This is a genomic window from Micromonospora sp. NPDC005203 (genome assembly GCF_042872705.1).
GTDB lineage: Bacteria > Actinomycetota > Actinomycetes > Mycobacteriales > Micromonosporaceae > Micromonospora.
Genome location: NZ_JBIAKV010000018.1, coordinates 1 through 15,348 on the forward strand (window position 1 = coordinate 1; position 15,348 = coordinate 15,348).

A 15,348-nucleotide genomic window follows, 5' to 3' on the forward strand; every position below is an offset into this window, starting at 1 on the left:
ACTCCGCCGACCCCAACCAAGCCGCCTACCAGATCAGCATCGAACACCTCGCCGACTGGATCGCCACCCGCGGCTACGCCACCAGCTGACCCACAACCCGCACGCCGAAGGGCCGGACCCCACCACGGGGACCGGCCCTTTCGGCCTGATCCACGAGCCCGGCCCGAAGCGCGTCCCACCCCCGCGCCAGGTCGCCCGGTTGCTCACCCACCTACCGTGGAGTGAGCAGATCTTGGACACCCCATTAGCGGCTAACGGGGTATCCAAGATCTGTGCGGCCGGGGCGCTCAGCCGCCGGAGTCGTCCATTTCGGCACCCTCGGGGACGGCGTCGTCGTCCCGGCTGGCCAGCCAACCGTCCGGCAGGAAGACCTTGCCCGGCGAGTTGGTGCGCCCACGGGGCTGGCCCAGGGCGGTCACCGGGAACGGCTCCGTCGGGTCGAGTTTGCCGAGCAGGTCGTCGAGCTGAGCCAGGCTTTCGATCATCGCCAGTGAGCGGCGCAGTTCGCCGCCGACCGGGAAGCCCTTGAGGTACCAGGCGACGTGCTTGCGGAAATCGGCGCAGCCGTCCCGTTCACCCCGGGTCGGGTTGCGGGCGGCGGCCACGAACTGGTCGACCAGCAGCTCGGCGTGCCGACGCATGGTCAGCGACACCTCCCCGAGGGTGGGCAGTCGCCGCTCCGGCCGGCCGTTGAAGGCGGCCTCCAGGTCGGCGAACAGCCACGGGCGCCCCAGGCAGCCACGCCCGACGACCACGCCGTCGACGCCGGTGTGCGCGACCATCCGCAGCGCGTCGTCGGCCTCCCAGATGTCGCCGTTGCCGAGCACCGGCACGTCGAGGGCCTGCTTCAACGTGGCGATCGCGTCCCAGTCGGCGGTGCCCGAGTAGCGCTGCGCGGCCGTCCGCCCGTGCAGGGCCACCGCGGCCACGCCGGCCTCCTGGGCGGCGAGCCCGGCTTCGACGTACGTCAGGTGGTCGTCGTCGATGCCCTTGCGCATCTTGACGGTGACCGGCACCCCGGCCGGTGCCGCGGCGTCCACCGCGGCCCGCACCAGCCGGGCGAAGAGCCGGCGCCGCCACGGCAGCGCCGCGCCGCCACCACGCCGGGTGACCTTGGGTACGGGGCAGCCGAAGTTGAGGTCGATGTGGTCGGCCAGGTCGCGTTCCACGATGATCCGGACCGCCGCGGCGGTGATCTCCGGATCGGTGCCGTAGAGCTGGAGGCTGCGCGGCTTCTCGTCGTCGCCGAACGCGATCATGTGCAGGGTCTTCGGGTTCCGCTCGACAAGCGCCCGCGTAGTGATCATCTCGCAGACGTAGATGCCGCCGCCCTGCTCCCGGCAGAGCCGGCGGAAGCCGACGTTTGTGATCCCGGCCATCGGCGCCAGCACCACCGGCGGCCACACCTGGTAGCCACCGAGGGTTAACGGGCGTCCGGGCGCCACCGCGACATCACTCACCCCGCAAGTATACGGAGGGGTTCCTCCCCCTTTGCCTGCCGCAGGGCGGCGCCCGGGACCGCCGCGGGACGACCGTGTCGACCCACCCTCTCCCGATCGAGACTCAAAATATCGAAAGATGGGCATTGACTCAATTTGGTCGGCGCGCGAGTCGCCGACGGTCCGGTTCGGGTCGCACCCCTGGTCAGACTCCAGAAAGCCCCTCCCCGGCCGCGGTCGGGGAGGGGCTTTTCGGGGGACATCAGCAGCCGGGGAGGCGTTCGATCAGGTAGCGCTCGACCTGGTCCAGCGAGACCCGCTCCTGGGCCATGGTGTCCCGGTTGCGCACCGTCACGGCGTTGTCGTCGAGCGTGTCGAAGTCGACGGTCACGCAGAACGGGGTGCCGATCTCGTCCTGCCGGCGGTAGCGGCGGCCGATCGCCTGCGAGTCGTCGAACTCGACCACCCAGCGCTTGCGCAGCAGCGTGGCGAGGTCCTTCGCCTTGGGCGACAGCGCCTCGTTGCGCGACAGCGGCAGCACCGCCACCTTGACCGGCGCCAGCCGTGGGTCGAACCGCATCACCGTGCGCTTGTCCACGCCACCCTTGGTGTTGGGCGCCTCGTCCTCGTCGTACGCCTCCAGCAGGAAGGCGAGCACCGCCCGGGTCAGACCCGCGGCCGGCTCGATGACGTACGGCATCCAGCGCTCACTCTTGGTCTGGTCGAAGTACGACAGGTCGACGCCGGAGTGCTTGCTGTGCGTGGAGAGGTCGAAGTCGGTGCGGTTGGCGACACCCTCCAACTCGGCGAACTCGGTGCCGCCGAACTGGAAGCGGTACTCGATGTCCACCGTCCGCTTCGAGTAGTGCGAGAGCTTCTCGGCGGGGTGCTCGAAGAGGCGCAGATTGTCCGCCGACAGGCCGAGATCGAGGTACCAGTTCCAGCGCTCCTGGAGCCAGTACTCGTGCCACTGCTCGTCGGTACCCGGCTCGACGAAGAACTCCATCTCCATCTGCTCGAACTCACGGGTCCGGAAGATGAAGTTGCCCGGGGTGATCTCGTTGCGGAACGACTTACCGGTCTGGGCGATGCCGAACGGCGGCTTCTTACGGGCGACCGTCTCGACATTCTTGTAGTTGACGAAGATGCCCTGCGCGGTCTCCGGGCGCAGGTAGTGCAGACCCTCGTCGCTCTCCACCGGACCCAGGTAGGTCTTCATCAGGCCGTTGAACATCTTCGGCTCGGTGAAGGTGCCCTTGTTGCCGCAGTTGGGGCAGTTCAGCTCGGCAAGCGAGGTCAGCGGCTTGCCGTGCTTCTCCGCGTACGCCTCCTCCAGGTGGTCCGCCCGGAACCGCTTGTGGCAGAACTGGCACTCGGTGAGCGGGTCGACGAACTCGGCGATGTGGCCGGACGCCTCCCACACCTTGCGGGAAAGGATCACGGCGGAGTCGAGGCCGACCACGTCGTCCCGCTGCTGGACCATGGTCTTCCACCACTGCCGGCGGACGTTCTCCTTGAGCTCCACGCCGAGCGGGCCGTAGTCCCACGCCGATCGGGTGCCCCCGTAGATCTCACTGGAGGGGAAGACGAAGCCTCGGCGCTTGGCGAGGCTGACGACGGCGTCGATACGGTCGGCTGGCATGTTTCCTCCTACGCCGGCTGGCGGTCGGCGGGGGCGAGATGTGGATGGATCGGTCGGTTCGGGACAACGGTACGACCACCGTCGCCCTGAGCCCAGCAGAATACCGGTGGCGGGTCAGCTGACCCCGCAGACCTCCACGCCGCCGGTCTGCCCGTCCCGGCCGAGGCTGACCTGCTGCTGCTCCCGGTCGCCGCCGGAGAGGCTCACGTCCACCGGCACGGTCAGGTTGATGGTGTCGACCTCACCGAGCCGGAACGCGGTGACCTGCGGTTCGGCGGCGGCTCGCCGTTCGAACTCGGGCCGGGACTCGCGCCGCTGCGCGTCGTCGCAGAGCTGCTCGTACGCCCGCCCGTAGTCCCGCTCGACGAGCGCCTGGTAGTAGGCGCCGGTCACGGTGCGGGCCTGTTCCCCGATCGCCTGCACGCCGGTGACGGCCAGGCCGATGACGGCGCTGCCACCCCCGCCACAGCAGAGCAACACGGCGAGCGCGCCGACGCCGAGGCCGATCCAGAGCCGAGTCCGACGGCCCTCGGTGGGCGGCGCGGCGAACGGCGGAGCCACCCCGGGACCGGGTGGCGGGGCGGGTGCGGTCATAGGAGCAGCGTAGTGTCCGGCGCCTCAGCGGTAAGGACCCGCAGCCCGATCACTCTCGGCGACGGAAACTGCCCCGCCGGGGGCAGCGGTGGCCAGCGCCTCGTACGCGGAGGGCTCGTCGACCGACTCGGCGAGCAGCGGCACGGCGCTGACCTTGACCTCGAAGGCGCCCAGTGCCCGGCGGTAGGTGCCGACCGACTCCCATTCGGTGACCAGCGACCAGTACCGGGGGTCGTCGAGCGCCCGGAGGAGTTGACCGCGCAGGTAGCCGGGTCGGGCGGCCAGTGCGGTGAGGGCGGCGTGCGCCCGTTCGGTGAAGTCGTCGGCGACATCGACGTCGACGTCGACCACGAACCGGTTGGTCACCAGCAACGGGTGTCCCTCCTCGTAGAGTCTGTGGGATGCAGCGTACGCAGCGCCCTCTGTTGGCCCGGTTGGCCGGGGCCAACCCGACGTCGGTGTTCCTGCTCACCCTGGTGGTGGTGCTGGTGGCGTTCTTCACGCCCGGGGTGATCGGCGGGCTACTGACGCTCGCGCTCGCCGCTGTCCTGATCGCCCTGTTGGCGACGACCTGGGCGGTTCAGGCGCCGCAGACCCGGCTGCTTCGACTGGTGATGCTGACCCTGCTGGTGACGGTGGGCCTCGCGAAGCTGCTCTGACATGCAATCATGCGTTTTTGACAATCATTATCGTTGCCACGGACAGTTGACGACATGAGCAACCGCACCACGTCCCGTGTCCTGGCCGCCGCGACCGCCCTCCTCGCCCTGGGCGCCGGGGCCGGCTGCTCCACCGGAGGCGCTGACGCCGACCCCCAACGGGTCGACGTGGTGGCCGCGTTCTACCCCCTCCAGTTCATCGCGGAGCGCGTCGGTGGCGACGCGGTCCGGGTGACCAACCTGGCCAAGCCGGGCGCCGAGCCGCACGACCTGGAACTCAACCCCAGCCAGGTCGGCCAGGTCAGCGAGGCTGAGCTGATCGTCTACCTGAAGGGTTTCCAGCCGGCGGTGGACGATGCCGTCGCGCAGAACGGTGGCGACCGGGCGTTCGACGTGACAAGCGTGCAGCCGCTGCTGGACGCGACCGCCGGCGGGCACGACCACGAGGGCGAGGAGGGGCACACCGAGGACAGCGGCGGCAAGGACCCGCACGTCTGGCTCGACCCGACCCGGCTGGCCGGCATCGGTGACCAGCTCGCCCAGCGGCTCGGCAGGGCCGACGCGGACCACGCCGCCGACTACACCGCCCGCGCGGCGGCGCTGCGCGCCGACCTGACGGCCCTGGACGGCGAGTTCCGGCAGGGCCTGGCCAGCTGCCAACGGCGGGAGATCGTGACCAGCCACGCCGCATTCGGCTACCTCGCCGACCGCTACCAGCTCGACCAGGTCGGCATCACCGGGCTGAGCCCCGACGTCGAGCCCTCGCCCCAGCGGCTGGCGCACGTGATCGAGGAGGCGAAGGAGCACCAGGCCACCACGATCTTCTTCGAGACCCTGGTCAGCCCGAAGGTCGCCGAGACCATCGCCGGTCAGGTCGGCGCGAAGACCGCCGTGTTGGACCCGATCGAAGGGCTCGCCGCCGGCAGCGACGGGGACTACCTTTCGGTGATGCGCACCAACCTGCGGACCCTGCAGACGGCCTTGGGCTGCTCGTGACCACACCTGTCATCACCGTCGAGCACGGGGTGGTCGGCTACGACGGCCGGCCGGTGCTCCGGGACATCTCCCTCAGCGTCACCGCCGGTGAGGTGGTCGCCGTGCTCGGGGCCAACGGCTCCGGCAAGTCCACCCTGATCCGCGCCGTGCTCGGGCTGGTGCCGGTCAGCGCCGGCTCGGTCAGCCTCTTCGAGAGGCCGTTGCGCCGGTTCCGGCAGTGGGAGCGGATCGGGTACGTTCCGCAGCGCCTGGGCGCCGGCGGCGGCGTACCGGCCACCGTCCGTGAGGTGGTGGCCTCCGGACGGCTGGCCCGCCGGGGCGTGCTCCGCCCGCCGGGTCGAGCCGACCGCGCCGCCGTCGACGCCGCGCTGCTCGCGGTCGGGCTCGCCGACCGGGCCGGCGACCCGGTGGCCACGCTCTCCGGTGGCCAACAGCAGCGCACTCTGATCGCCCGCGCGCTGGCCGGCCAACCGGAGCTGCTGGTCCTCGACGAGCCCACCGCGGGAGTGGACGCGGCCAGCCAGGAGGCGTTCGCCAGCGCACTACGTGACTTCGTCTCCGACGGCGGGACGGTGCTGCTCGTCGCGCACGAGTTGGGCCCACTGCGACCGGTGATCAGCCGGGCTGTCGTCGTCCACGAGGGTCGCATCGCCCACGACGGCGCGGTGCCGGACCCGGCTGGCCACCACGCGGAGCCCGACCACGACCACGTGCACCCGCACTGCTACGACGAGCCCGCCGGGCTGTGGAGCAACTGACCCATGGGACTCTTCCAGTACTCCTACATGCAGCATGCCCTGATCGGCGCGCTGGTGATCGGCCTGGCCGCGCCGGCGCTCGGCATCTACCTGGTGCAGCGCCGACTGGCGTTGATCGGTGACGGTGTCGGGCACGTCGCGCTGACCGGCGTCGGGGCCGGACTGCTGCTCAACCGCTCGCCGGTGCTGGTCGCCGTGCTCGTCGCCACCGCGGGCGCGATCGCCATCGAGGTGGTCCGTGCCCGGGGGCGTACCTCCGGTGACCTGGCCCTGGCCCTGCTCTTCTACGGCGGCATCGCGGGCGGCGTACTGCTGGTGGGCCTCTCCGACGCGACCAGCGCGAACCTCAACGCCTACCTGTTCGGGTCACTGATCACCACCTCCCTCGCCGACGTGATCACCATCGCGGTGCTCGGCGCGGCGATCCTGGTCACGATGATCGCGCTACGCCCGGCGCTCTTCGCGGTCAGCCACGACGAGGAGTACGCCCGGGTCTCCGGCCTGCCGGTACGCACGCTGAACCTGCTGATCGCGGTCTCCACCGCGGTCACGGTGACCATCGCGATGCGGGCGGTCGGGGTGCTGCTGATCAGCGCGCTGATGGTGGTGCCGGTCGCCACCGCCCAGCAGGTCACCCGGGGTTTCCGCAGCACCATGACGGCCGCGATGGCACTCGGGCTCTTCGCCGCCGGCTCCGGTGTCTGGGTGGCGGCCACGGCGGACACCGCGCCGGGCGCCTCGGTGGTGCTGGTGGCGATCGCCTCCTTCCTGGTGGTCGCCGTCGCCGGTGGGGTCTGGCGGACGCTGCGCCGACGGTCGACGCCGGCCCCCGCGCCAACAGCGGAACCATCCGAGGTCGTACTGGGCCGATCCTGACCGGAGTGATGCCGCTGGTATTGGTTATCGTTACGGGATGACCAGCGCGACGGGCTACGAGGGCTTCGACGGGGCCAGCGAGTTGCTCCGCGCCCTGTCGGCGCCGATCCGGTTGGCCATCGTCAGCGAACTGGCCAGCGGTGAGCGGTGCGTGCACGAGCTGGTGGACAAACTCGGCGCCGCGCAACCACTGGTCTCCCAGCATCTGCGGGTGCTCCGCGGCGCGGGGGTGGTGCGGGGTTCCCGCCGAGGTCGGGAGATCGCCTACAGCCTGGTCGACGAGCACGTCGCGCACATCGTGGCCGACGCGGTCAGCCACGCCGGGGAGGGATCATGAGCGAGCAGGGCGCCGCGGTGCGCAACACCCGGCAGCGTTCGGCGGTGAGCGCGCTGCTGGGCGAGACGGAGGGCTTTCACAGCGCCCAGGACCTGCACGCGATGCTGCGGCAGCGCGGCGAGCGGGTCGGCCTGACCACCGTCTACCGCACCCTGCAGGGGCTGGCCGACGCCGGTGAGATCGACGTGATGCGGCCACCGGGCGGCGAGCACCTCTACCGCCGGTGCAGCGAGGGGCACCACCACCACCTGGTCTGCCGGGTCTGCGGCAACACGGTGGAGGTGGCCGGCCCAGCGGTGGAGAGCTGGGCCGACCGGGTCGCCGCGCAGCACGGTTACGCCGACGTCAGCCACACCCTGGAAATCTTCGGCACCTGCCCCACCTGCGTCCGCTGACTAATCTGTCCGCGTGACAGATCTTCGATTCGTGCGGGTCCAGGCAGCGGGTAGTGAAGCGACAGCGCTCGACTGGCAACACATCCACAATCTGATCATCCCCACCGCTCCGCTGTCGGCCGACGAGGTTGCCGTCCGCGCGCAGCGGAACATCCTGGAGGTCGCGTTTCTCGACGGGGTGCCGGTGGGCTGCTCGACGGTGCGACCTCCGACATCCGAGCCGGCGACCGTGATCGCGCGAGTGCTGCCCGAGAAGCGTCGCCGGGGCTTCGGGGCGCAGATCTACCGGCGCGGGCTGGCCAAGGCCCGGGAACTCGGCGCCCAGGTCGTCCACACCGTCGTCCTGGCAACCAACGACGACGGGCTCCGCTTCGCCCGCCACCACGGCTTCGTCGAGATCGAACGGTACGTCCTGCCGGGCGACACCATCGCGTTCGTGGACCTGCGGCTCGCCTGACGCCCGGCTCGTGCGCCACGGTCACCGCCGCGTCGGTCGCCGTGGCGTAGTCGGTGCCCCCCCGGCCCGGCTCGCGCAGCCCTGCTCGCCCGCGACACCGTCGGCTGTCGCCCTGCCGGCGGTGTCACCCGGCCACCGATCGACGGGTGCCGGGGCGTCGTCGTTCGTGTCACGCTGTCCGGCGTGAAGATCTATGCCGATCGGTTCCCGACCGCCGCCCGTCAGTTGCTCACCGACCTGCTCGTCGTCGCCTGGGTGTACGCGGCGGTCCGCGGCGCGCTGTGGCTGCACGACCTGGTGCAGAAGCTCGCCGTGCCGGGGCAGAAATTGGAGGGTGCCGGCGGTGGCCTCGCCGACAACCTCGCCGACGCCGGCGGCAAGGTTCGCCGGGTGCCGCTGGTCGGTGACGAGCTGACCGCGCCCTTCCAGCGGGCCGCCGACGCTGCCCGGGGGCTCGCCGACGCCGGCCGGGACCAGCAGCAGCTGGTCGACCAGCTCGCCCTCGCCCTCACCATCGCGGTGCTGATCTTCCCGCTCGGCCTGGTGCTGTTCGGCTGGCTGCCGCTGCGGCTGCGCTGGATGCGTCGGGCCGGGTCGGCCGCGAAGCTGGCCGCCGGGCCGGCGGGCCGGGACCTGCTCGCCCTGCGTGCCTTGGCCACCCAGCCGCTGGACCGGCTGACCCAGGTCGGCCCCGACGTGGCCGAGGCGTGGCGGCGCGGCGACGACGCGACGGTCGACGCGCTGGCCGCGCTGGAGCTGCGCCACCTCGGCCTGCGCGGCCGGAGCCGCTGACGCCGACCACGGGTGCCGGCAACCACCGCGCCGTCGCGGTTCGCGTGCCGGGGACCGTTAGGGTCTTCGGGTGTTCTACTTCCTGGTCGTCATCGCTGTCCTGCTGCTCGGCTACGCCGCCGTCCTGGTCTCCTTCGTCCGCCGGGGCAAGAAGATCCCGCCCGCGGCCTACCTGGGTCTGGCGGCGCTCAACGGACTGATCCTGGCGGCGGTGCTGGCCTGGGCGATCGCCAGCTGACCCGCACCGTCACCACCGCACCGACCCGGCAGGACGCCGGGCGGCCCGGTCACCGCACGGCAGGACGCCGGGCGGCCCGGTCACGGCCTCGGCGGGATGCGGCGGCGGACGTCCTCGGCGGTGGACGGGCCGGGCGACCAGCCGGCCACCCAGGGCAGCTCGTCGGACGGGGTGAGCACGCCCTCCTCCAGGCCCGCGTAGCGGCCGGCGAGGATCCGCTTCGCGGCGGCGGTGTCGACCGAGTCGGTGTTGTCCCAGAGGGCCGAGAACAGGGCGTCCACCCGCACCCGCGCCTGCCGGCAGAACAGGTCGGCCAGCTCGATGTTTTCCGGGCGGCTGGCCCGCTCGGACTGTGCCCGGACACAGACCGCGGACATCGCGAACAACTCGGCGCCGATGTCCACCACGCGGCCGAGGAACGCCTGCTTACGTTCCATCTTTCCCTGCCAGCGGGACATCGCGTAGAACGTCGAACGGGCCAGCTTGCGCGACGACCGCTCCACCTGCCGCAGGTGCGGGGCGAGCGGCCCGAACTCGGCGTACGCCGAGGGGCTCTGCCCCCGGCCCACGGCGAGCGTGGGCAGCCACCTCGCGTAGAAGGCACCGGCTCGGGCGCCGGCGCGCGCCTTGCGGCCCAGGCCCGCGTCCGGGTCGATGATGTCGCCGGCCACCGACAGGTGGGCGTCGACCGCCTCCCGCGCGATCAGCAGGTGCATGATCTCCGTGGAGCCCTCGAAGATCCGGTTGATGCGCAGGTCGCGGAGCACCTGCTCGACGTTGGCCGGGCGTTCACCGCGGGCGGCCAGCGAGTCGGCCGTCTCGTAGCCGCGCCCGCCCCGGATCTGGACCAGTTCGTCGGCGATCTTCCAGGCCATCTCGCTGGCGTACAGCTTGACCAGCGCGGCCTCGATCCGGATGTCGTTGCGGTCGTCGTCGGCGAGCAGACAGCACAGGTCGAGCATGGTCTCCATGCCGTACGTGGTGGCGGCGATGAAGGAGAGCTTCTGGGCGACCGCTTCGTGCTCACCCACCGGACGGCCCCACTGGACCCGGTCGGCGGCCCAGCCCCGGGCCACGTTCAGCGCCCACTTGCCGGCGCCCACGCACATCGCCGGGAGCGACAGGCGGCCGGTGTTCAGCGTGGTCAGGGCGATTTTCAGCCCCTTGCCCTCGCCGCCGATCACGTTATCGGCGGGCACGAACACGTCGTGGAACCGGGTGAGGCTGTTTTCCAGGCCGCGCAGACCGATGAACTCGTTGCGCCGCTCGACGGTGATGCCGGTGCTGTCCCCGTCCACCACGAACGCGGTGATCCCACCCCGCCGCCCCTCGGTGGCCGGCACCCGGGCCATCACCACCAGCAGGGTGGCCACGATGCCGTTGGTGGCCCAGAGCTTCACCCCGTTGAGCCGGTAGCCGGTGCCGTCCTCGGTCGGCTCGGCGACGGTGGCCAGCCGGGCCGGGTCGGAGCCGACGTCCGGTTCGGTGAGCAGGAACGCGGACACCTCGCCGGCGGCGAGCCGGGGCAGGAAGCGCTGCTTCTGCTCGGCGGTGCCGAACATCTTCAGCGGCTGCGGCACTCCGATCGACTGGTGTGCGGAGAGCAGCGCGCCGATGGCCGGGCTGACCGAGCCGGCCAGCATCAGCGCCCGGCAGTAGTGCAGGTTGCTCAGCCCGAGCCCGCCGTACTTCCGGTCGATCTTCATGCCGAACGCGCCGAGGTCGGCCAGGCCGTGGAAGACCGAGTCCGGAATGGACGCGTCGCGGTCGATGGCCGCCCCGTCCACCTCGGTGCTCAGGAAGGCGCGCAACCGTCCGAGGAACTCCTCGGCACGGGCCACGTCGTCCGGGTCGGACCGGGGCCATGGGTCGATCAGGTCGAGCCGGAAGCGGCCGAGGAACAATTCCTTGCCGAAGCTGGGCCGGTCCCAGGAGGACTCGCGAGCGGCCTCGGCGACCCGCCGGGCCTCCTTCTCCGAGACCTGCCCGGCCTCGGCGGGCAGCGGTGCGGCGGCTCCGGCGGTCTGCGGGGTGGTGTCGGAATCGGGGCCGTCCGCTGCTGGTCGACCGTCCTGTGTCGTGGTCACGGCTGCCCCCTCGAACCTCGGTGCGGCTGCTCGACGCGTGCGACTACCGTCACGTTACCCCCGGGTGTTACCCAGGGGTAGCGCTCGGTGGAGAACTGTCAGATCAGCGGCCGACGACCTCGTCCGGGTCGTCGTCCTCGTCGTCGATGTCGTCCTCACCCCAGCTGCGGCGGGCGAACGGCAGGGCGGCCCAGAACGTCAGGAACCAGAGCCCGGTCAGCGCGCTGAGCACGAAGGCGATCGGCCGGTCGAGCACGAAGTCGGTGATCAGTAGCACCGCGCTGACCATCGCGATCAGCATGAAGGCGAGACCGCCGGTGGCCATCCGGTGCGCGAAGCGCACCAACTCCGGCTTGCGCCCCTGCCGGAACAAGGCCCGGTGGAACGCCACCGGCGAGATGATCATCGCGGTCGCGGCGGCCGCGGCGAGCAGCGCGACGATGTAGACGTCCCGCTGGAATTCCGTGGTCTCGGTGAACCCGTTGCTGAACGGCAGGGTGAGCAGGAAGGCGAAGAGGATCTGCACGCCCGTCTGTGCGACCCGCAACTCCTGCAACAGGTCGGCGAAATTCCGCTGCCAACGCTGCTTCTCGGTCTCCTTGGACACGCGCTACCTCCGCTGCGACGCTACTGCCGGCGGTCCCGGCCGTCGGCAGCAACGCCAATGCCCCACCCTGGTGAGCGCGAAACAGCTTCACGACATTCGCTGTTCACCTTCTGGACGCACGTCGGCTATCAGTACGGCCTCAGGACCCGCGTCGGATCCGACCGGCGTACCGGGCCTCCAGCTCGGCGTTGTGCGCGTCGCCGTCCGGGATGTTCGCCGACAGGTAGACCGGCGGCCGCTCCCCCGCTGCCAGCAGCCGGGCCACCACCTCCACGGTCACCTGCTGGGCGAGCAGCGCCGCGGTGATCGAGGAGACCGCGCCGACCGCGCCGCCGCCGGGCAGCGGCAGCGTCGCGTCACCGTACGGAGCGCCGTTGTCGAGCACGACGTCGGCGAGGTCGCCCAGCTTGCGCCCGGACGGGTGACGGGAGGTCATCCGGCCCGAGTGCAGCGCGGAGGTGATCGCCACCAGGCCGTGACCGCGTTCCTTGACGAGCGTGGCGAACTCCACCATCGCGCCGTTGACCCCGGAGTTCGAGGCGAGCACGAAGACGTCGGTGGGCCGTACCGGCGCCAACTCGTAGAGCCGGTGCGCGACCGCCGGGTCCCGTTCCAGCAGCGGGCCGAGCCGCTCCGCCGGTTCACCGCCGAGCAGCACCAGGTCGCGCAGCGCGATCCGGTTGGTCGGCACCAGACCGCCGGCCCGGCCGGCGATCTCCATGGCGAGAGCCTCGGAGTGCCCGGTGCCGAACGCGTGCACCACCCCGTCGGCGCGGACGGCGTCGGCGATCAGGTCGGCGGCCCGCCCCACCGCCTCCCGCTGGCTGGCGGCCACCCGGCCGATCGTCTCGGTCACCACGGCCAGGTAGGCCTCGGCACTCACCGTCATGCGTCCTCCGTCGTCCGGTGTCGGTCCAGCCAGCGCACCGCGAAGTCGACAGCCGCTCGCTGACTCATCAACCTGCCGGTCCCGGTGCCGACCGGTCCGGTGCGAACCGTCCCGGTGGCCTCCAGGTCCGTGCCCAGCGCGTCGAAGTCGTCCGCGTCGAGCCGTACGTCCTGCCACCACATCCACTCCCGACCACCGTCGCCGGTCCGCACCGCGGCGCCGACCCGCTCGCGGGGCGAACCGGGGCGGCGGTACTCGGCCAGGTGCAGCGAGGTGCTCACGGAGTGGTCCACGCCGAGCAGCAGGATTTCGGCATCCAGGTCGTAGAGCCGGGCGAGGGGAGAACCCTCGCCGAGCATGTCGGCCAGGCCGTGCCCGGCCACCACCTGCTCGGCGGCCGGCCCGAGCGCGACGAACGACACGTGCGGATGTGAGCTGCGCAGGGCGCCGGGCCAGCCGCGAACCGTCTCGGCGAGCACGCCCATGAACCGGCTCGGCGTAACCGCCGGGTCAAAGCCCGGCATCTCGGCGCGGATCAGCGGCCACCAGTCCGCCGGCACCGGTGGGTTGCGCCACCCCGCGGGGTCACTGTTGTCCGGCGTGTGGGTGGGCACCACGATCGTGCCGTCCGGGCCGAGCGCGTCGCGCAGGGCGAGCACCACCGCGTGCGGGCCGCCGCTGACGAACCCCAGCGGACGTAGCGCGGCGTGCACCAGCAGCGTCGCCCCGGGGCGTACGCCCAGCAGGCGCAGTTGCGCGGCGATCGAGCGTCGGGTGCCCGGCCCGCTGGCGTTCGTGGTCACGGCGCCCCTTTCTGGCTGGCCCACAGGCTCAGGCCGTTCCGCCGGCCCGAGCCAGGATCACCTCGGCGAGCGGACCCGGCGCCGTGTCCGGAATCCAGTGACTCACACCTGGCAACCGCACGAAGCGGTAGGTCCCGGTGACGTTCGCGGCGCACGCCTCGGCGGCGGTGTGGCCGATGGCGACGTCCCGGTCACTCCAGACGTAGGTGGTGGGCACCGCGACCGGGCCCACACCGGCCAGGTCGGCGCGGGACATCGCCCGGTACCAGTTCAGCGCGGCGGTCAGCGCCCCCGGCTCGCGCATCGGGGCAACGTAGCGGTCCACCCGGGGCGCGTCACCCACCCCGCCGAGCATCTTGCGCAGCGCGGTCGCGTGCCACGCCAGCAGCACCCGTTCCGCCGTGCCCGGCTTGCGGAACAACGTGATGTACGACGAGCGGGCCTTCTGCTGGCCGTCGTTGCTCAGGGCGTACGCCATGGCGGCCGGATGCGGCACGGACACCGCGGTCAGTGTGCGGACCCGGTCAGGATGCCCGGCGGCGACCGCCCAGGCCACGATCGCGCCCCAGTCGTGGCCGACCAGGTGCACCGCGTCCAGCCCCAGGGCGTCGAGCACCGCCACCACGTCGGCGACGAGTTCGGGGATCCGGTAGTCGGCCACCGCCGTCGGCCGCGCACCGGGCGAGTAACCGCGCTGGTCCAGCGCGTACGTGCGCAGCCCGGCCGCGTGCAGCGCGGGCACCACGTCGTCCCACTCGCCGCTGTGCTGGGGGAAGCCGTGCAGCAGCAGGACGGGTACGCCGTCCGACGGACCGCCGGCGGTTACCTCGAACGTGAGACCTCGCGCGTCGACCCGCATGATCGTCAGCCTACCCAGCCGCGGTACGGCCGGCTGGACGCCGAGGGGGGCGGATGCCCTGCTGGGCCGGCACCCCTGGTCAGTGTTAGCGTCGACGAGACAACTTCACATCCGACAGGGGAGCGCACAGCGCTGAGAGTGCGGGCATGCCCGCAGACCCTCGAACCTGATCTGGGTAATGCCAGCGCAGGGAGTTCGGTCGACCTCCAGCCGCGCCGCCGTCCGGTGCCACCGGACGCGGCGTGCGTCTTCTCCTGGTTCGATTTACTGAACTGGGAGCACCAGCATGGACAACACCACCAACCGTTGGCGGACCATCGACATCGTGGTCGCCTCGGTGATCGCGGTCACCTTCGGCGTCATCTTCTGGGCCTGGGGCCTGGTCTGGAGCGCCACCGAGGGTGCGTTCGCATTCTTCCCGCCGGCGCAGACGCTGCTCTACGGCGTGTGGCTGATGCCGGCCGTGATCGGCGGCCTGGTCATCCGCAAGCCCGGCGCCGCGCTCTACTGCGAGACGGTGGCCGCGGTCCTGTCCGCGCTGCTGGGCAGTCAGTGGGCCGGCACGGTGATCCCGCAGGGCATCGTGCAGGGCATCGGCGCCGAGCTGGCGTTCGCCGCCTTCCGGTACCGGTCGTTCCGGCTGCCGACCGCGATGCTGGCCGGCGCGCTGACCGGCCTCAGCGCCGCGCTGTTCGACTTCTTCGTCTGGAACGACGCCTACGCGCTTGTCGACTACCGCATCCCGTACGCGCTGCTCACCATCGTCAGCGCCACCGTGATCGCTGGCGCTGGCGGCTGGCTGCTGACGAAGGCCCTGGCCAACACCGGCGTCCTGGACCGTTTCCCGGCGGGCCGAAACCGAGCCCTGATCTGACCCCGTCCCGTTGATCAAGAAGTTTGCGTCAACGGGGCTCGATTTT

General features: G+C 71.5%; 19 protein-coding genes, 1 pseudogene and 1 riboswitch. Of the genes and pseudogenes, 11 read left to right on the top strand and 9 right to left on the bottom strand.

The features are described from left to right. Positions 1–89, top strand: a pseudogene (locus ACFYPM_RS28800) (phytochelatin synthase); the annotation flags it as partial. A gap of 198 nt (positions 90–287) precedes the next feature. Here ACFYPM_RS28800 and dusB read toward each other — a convergent pair. The 4 genes from dusB to ACFYPM_RS28820 form a co-directional block, all read right to left on the bottom strand. Continuing rightward, positions 288–1,460, bottom strand: a complete 1,173-nt coding sequence (gene dusB / locus ACFYPM_RS28805; RefSeq protein WP_387203415.1) for a tRNA dihydrouridine synthase DusB — start codon at positions 1,458–1,460, stop codon at positions 288–290. A 241-nt stretch (positions 1,461–1,701) separates the two neighbouring features. Next, a complete protein-coding gene (locus ACFYPM_RS28810) occupies positions 1,702–3,081 on the bottom strand; it encodes a glycine--tRNA ligase (RefSeq protein WP_088949663.1) in 1,380 nt (459 codons plus the stop codon). A 114-nt stretch (positions 3,082–3,195) separates the two neighbouring features. Next, positions 3,196–3,675 carry a hypothetical protein gene (locus ACFYPM_RS28815; RefSeq protein WP_357378396.1) on the bottom strand — a complete coding sequence of 160 codons (480 nt, stop codon included), beginning with the start codon at positions 3,673–3,675 and terminating at the stop codon, positions 3,196–3,198. 24 nt (positions 3,676–3,699) lie between these two features. Further along, positions 3,700–4,047 (bottom strand): antibiotic biosynthesis monooxygenase, encoded by a 348-nt coding sequence (locus ACFYPM_RS28820; protein WP_387203420.1) that lies wholly within the window; start codon positions 4,045–4,047, stop codon positions 3,700–3,702. Between the two features lie 29 nt (positions 4,048–4,076). Between ACFYPM_RS28820 and ACFYPM_RS28825 the strand changes: the two genes are divergently transcribed. From ACFYPM_RS28825 to ACFYPM_RS28865, 9 genes are all read left to right on the top strand, one after another. Beyond that, positions 4,077–4,334, top strand: a complete 258-nt coding sequence (locus ACFYPM_RS28825; RefSeq protein WP_110566727.1) for a hypothetical protein — start codon at positions 4,077–4,079, stop codon at positions 4,332–4,334. A gap of 54 nt (positions 4,335–4,388) precedes the next feature. Next, the gene (locus ACFYPM_RS28830) at positions 4,389–5,330 is read left to right on the top strand and encodes a metal ABC transporter substrate-binding protein (RefSeq protein ID WP_387203424.1); all 942 of its coding nucleotides are present in this window, start codon (positions 4,389–4,391) and stop codon (positions 5,328–5,330) included. After that, on the top strand, positions 5,327–6,088 hold the full coding sequence (locus ACFYPM_RS28835) for a metal ABC transporter ATP-binding protein (protein WP_387203427.1): 762 nt from the start codon (positions 5,327–5,329) through the stop codon (positions 6,086–6,088). Before ACFYPM_RS28830 ends, ACFYPM_RS28835 begins: the two co-directional genes overlap by 4 nt. Positions 6,089–6,091: 3 nt before the next feature. Further along, positions 6,092–6,964: a metal ABC transporter permease gene (locus ACFYPM_RS28840; protein ID WP_387203430.1), complete on the top strand. Its 873-nt coding sequence runs from the start codon at positions 6,092–6,094 to the stop codon at positions 6,962–6,964. 37 nt (positions 6,965–7,001) lie between these two features. Then, the gene (locus ACFYPM_RS28845; RefSeq protein WP_355030824.1) at positions 7,002–7,301 is read left to right on the top strand and encodes a metalloregulator ArsR/SmtB family transcription factor; all 300 of its coding nucleotides are present in this window, start codon (positions 7,002–7,004) and stop codon (positions 7,299–7,301) included. Beyond that, the gene (locus ACFYPM_RS28850; RefSeq protein ID WP_387203434.1) at positions 7,298–7,696 is read left to right on the top strand and encodes a Fur family transcriptional regulator; all 399 of its coding nucleotides are present in this window, start codon (positions 7,298–7,300) and stop codon (positions 7,694–7,696) included. Before ACFYPM_RS28845 ends, ACFYPM_RS28850 begins: the two co-directional genes overlap by 4 nt. Positions 7,697–7,709: 13 nt before the next feature. Further along, on the top strand, positions 7,710–8,153 hold the full coding sequence (locus tag ACFYPM_RS28855; protein WP_387203437.1) for a GNAT family N-acetyltransferase: 444 nt from the start codon (positions 7,710–7,712) through the stop codon (positions 8,151–8,153). 183 nt (positions 8,154–8,336) lie between these two features. Further along, positions 8,337–8,945, top strand: a complete 609-nt coding sequence (locus ACFYPM_RS28860; RefSeq protein WP_387203441.1) for a hypothetical protein — start codon at positions 8,337–8,339, stop codon at positions 8,943–8,945. Positions 8,946–9,015: 70 nt separating this feature from the next. Then, the gene (locus ACFYPM_RS28865; protein ID WP_387203444.1) at positions 9,016–9,183 is read left to right on the top strand and encodes a hypothetical protein; all 168 of its coding nucleotides are present in this window, start codon (positions 9,016–9,018) and stop codon (positions 9,181–9,183) included. Positions 9,184–9,263: 80 nt separating this feature from the next. On the opposite strand, the gene ACFYPM_RS28870 is transcribed toward ACFYPM_RS28865, so the two are convergent. The 5 genes from ACFYPM_RS28870 to ACFYPM_RS28890 all read right to left on the bottom strand — a co-directional run bounded on the left by ACFYPM_RS28870 (position 9,264) and on the right by ACFYPM_RS28890 (position 14,428). Continuing rightward, a complete protein-coding gene (locus ACFYPM_RS28870) occupies positions 9,264–11,270 on the bottom strand; it encodes an acyl-CoA dehydrogenase family protein (protein WP_387203447.1) in 2,007 nt (668 codons plus the stop codon). Between the two features lie 103 nt (positions 11,271–11,373). Then, positions 11,374–11,877 carry a DUF6328 family protein gene (locus tag ACFYPM_RS28875; protein WP_387203450.1) on the bottom strand — a complete coding sequence of 168 codons (504 nt, stop codon included), beginning with the start codon at positions 11,875–11,877 and terminating at the stop codon, positions 11,374–11,376. A gap of 139 nt (positions 11,878–12,016) precedes the next feature. Next, positions 12,017–12,766 (bottom strand): sugar isomerase domain-containing protein, encoded by a 750-nt coding sequence (locus tag ACFYPM_RS28880; RefSeq protein WP_387203453.1) that lies wholly within the window; start codon positions 12,764–12,766, stop codon positions 12,017–12,019. After that, on the bottom strand, positions 12,763–13,569 hold the full coding sequence (locus tag ACFYPM_RS28885) for an aminoglycoside N(3)-acetyltransferase (protein WP_387203457.1): 807 nt from the start codon (positions 13,567–13,569) through the stop codon (positions 12,763–12,765). The genes ACFYPM_RS28880 and ACFYPM_RS28885 overlap by 4 nt, the downstream gene beginning before the upstream one ends. A gap of 28 nt (positions 13,570–13,597) precedes the next feature. Further along, on the bottom strand, positions 13,598–14,428 hold the full coding sequence (locus tag ACFYPM_RS28890; protein WP_387203460.1) for an alpha/beta fold hydrolase: 831 nt from the start codon (positions 14,426–14,428) through the stop codon (positions 13,598–13,600). 106 nt (positions 14,429–14,534) lie between these two features. Then, a riboswitch (TPP riboswitch) is annotated at positions 14,535–14,639 on the top strand. 75 nt (positions 14,640–14,714) lie between these two features. Between ACFYPM_RS28890 and ACFYPM_RS28895 the strand changes: the two genes are divergently transcribed. Then, complete coding sequence (locus ACFYPM_RS28895) at positions 14,715–15,302, top strand: ECF transporter S component (RefSeq protein WP_387203463.1); 588 nt, start codon at positions 14,715–14,717, stop codon at positions 15,300–15,302. Positions 15,303–15,348 lie beyond the last annotated feature (46 nt).

Bases quoted from the DNA above. Each gene is read 5' to 3' on its own strand.
- ACFYPM_RS28810 (WP_088949663.1), bottom strand. From the start codon at position 3,081: ATGCCAGCCGACCGTATCGACGCCGTCGTCAGCCTCGCCAAGCGCCGA.
- ACFYPM_RS28815 (WP_357378396.1), bottom strand. From the start codon at position 3,675: ATGACCGCACCCGCCCCGCCACCCGGTCCCGGGGTGGCTCCGCCGTTC.
- ACFYPM_RS28825 (WP_110566727.1), top strand. From the start codon at position 4,077: ATGCAGCGTACGCAGCGCCCTCTGTTGGCCCGGTTGGCCGGGGCCAAC.
- ACFYPM_RS28830 (WP_387203424.1), top strand. From the start codon at position 4,389: ATGAGCAACCGCACCACGTCCCGTGTCCTGGCCGCCGCGACCGCCCTC.
- ACFYPM_RS28840 (WP_387203430.1), top strand. From the start codon at position 6,092: ATGGGACTCTTCCAGTACTCCTACATGCAGCATGCCCTGATCGGCGCG.
- ACFYPM_RS28845 (WP_355030824.1), top strand. From the start codon at position 7,002: ATGACCAGCGCGACGGGCTACGAGGGCTTCGACGGGGCCAGCGAGTTG.
- ACFYPM_RS28850 (WP_387203434.1), top strand. From the start codon at position 7,298: ATGAGCGAGCAGGGCGCCGCGGTGCGCAACACCCGGCAGCGTTCGGCG.
- ACFYPM_RS28880 (WP_387203453.1), bottom strand. From the start codon at position 12,766: ATGACGGTGAGTGCCGAGGCCTACCTGGCCGTGGTGACCGAGACGATC.
- ACFYPM_RS28890 (WP_387203460.1), bottom strand. From the start codon at position 14,428: ATGCGGGTCGACGCGCGAGGTCTCACGTTCGAGGTAACCGCCGGCGGT.
- ACFYPM_RS28895 (WP_387203463.1), top strand. From the start codon at position 14,715: ATGGACAACACCACCAACCGTTGGCGGACCATCGACATCGTGGTCGCC.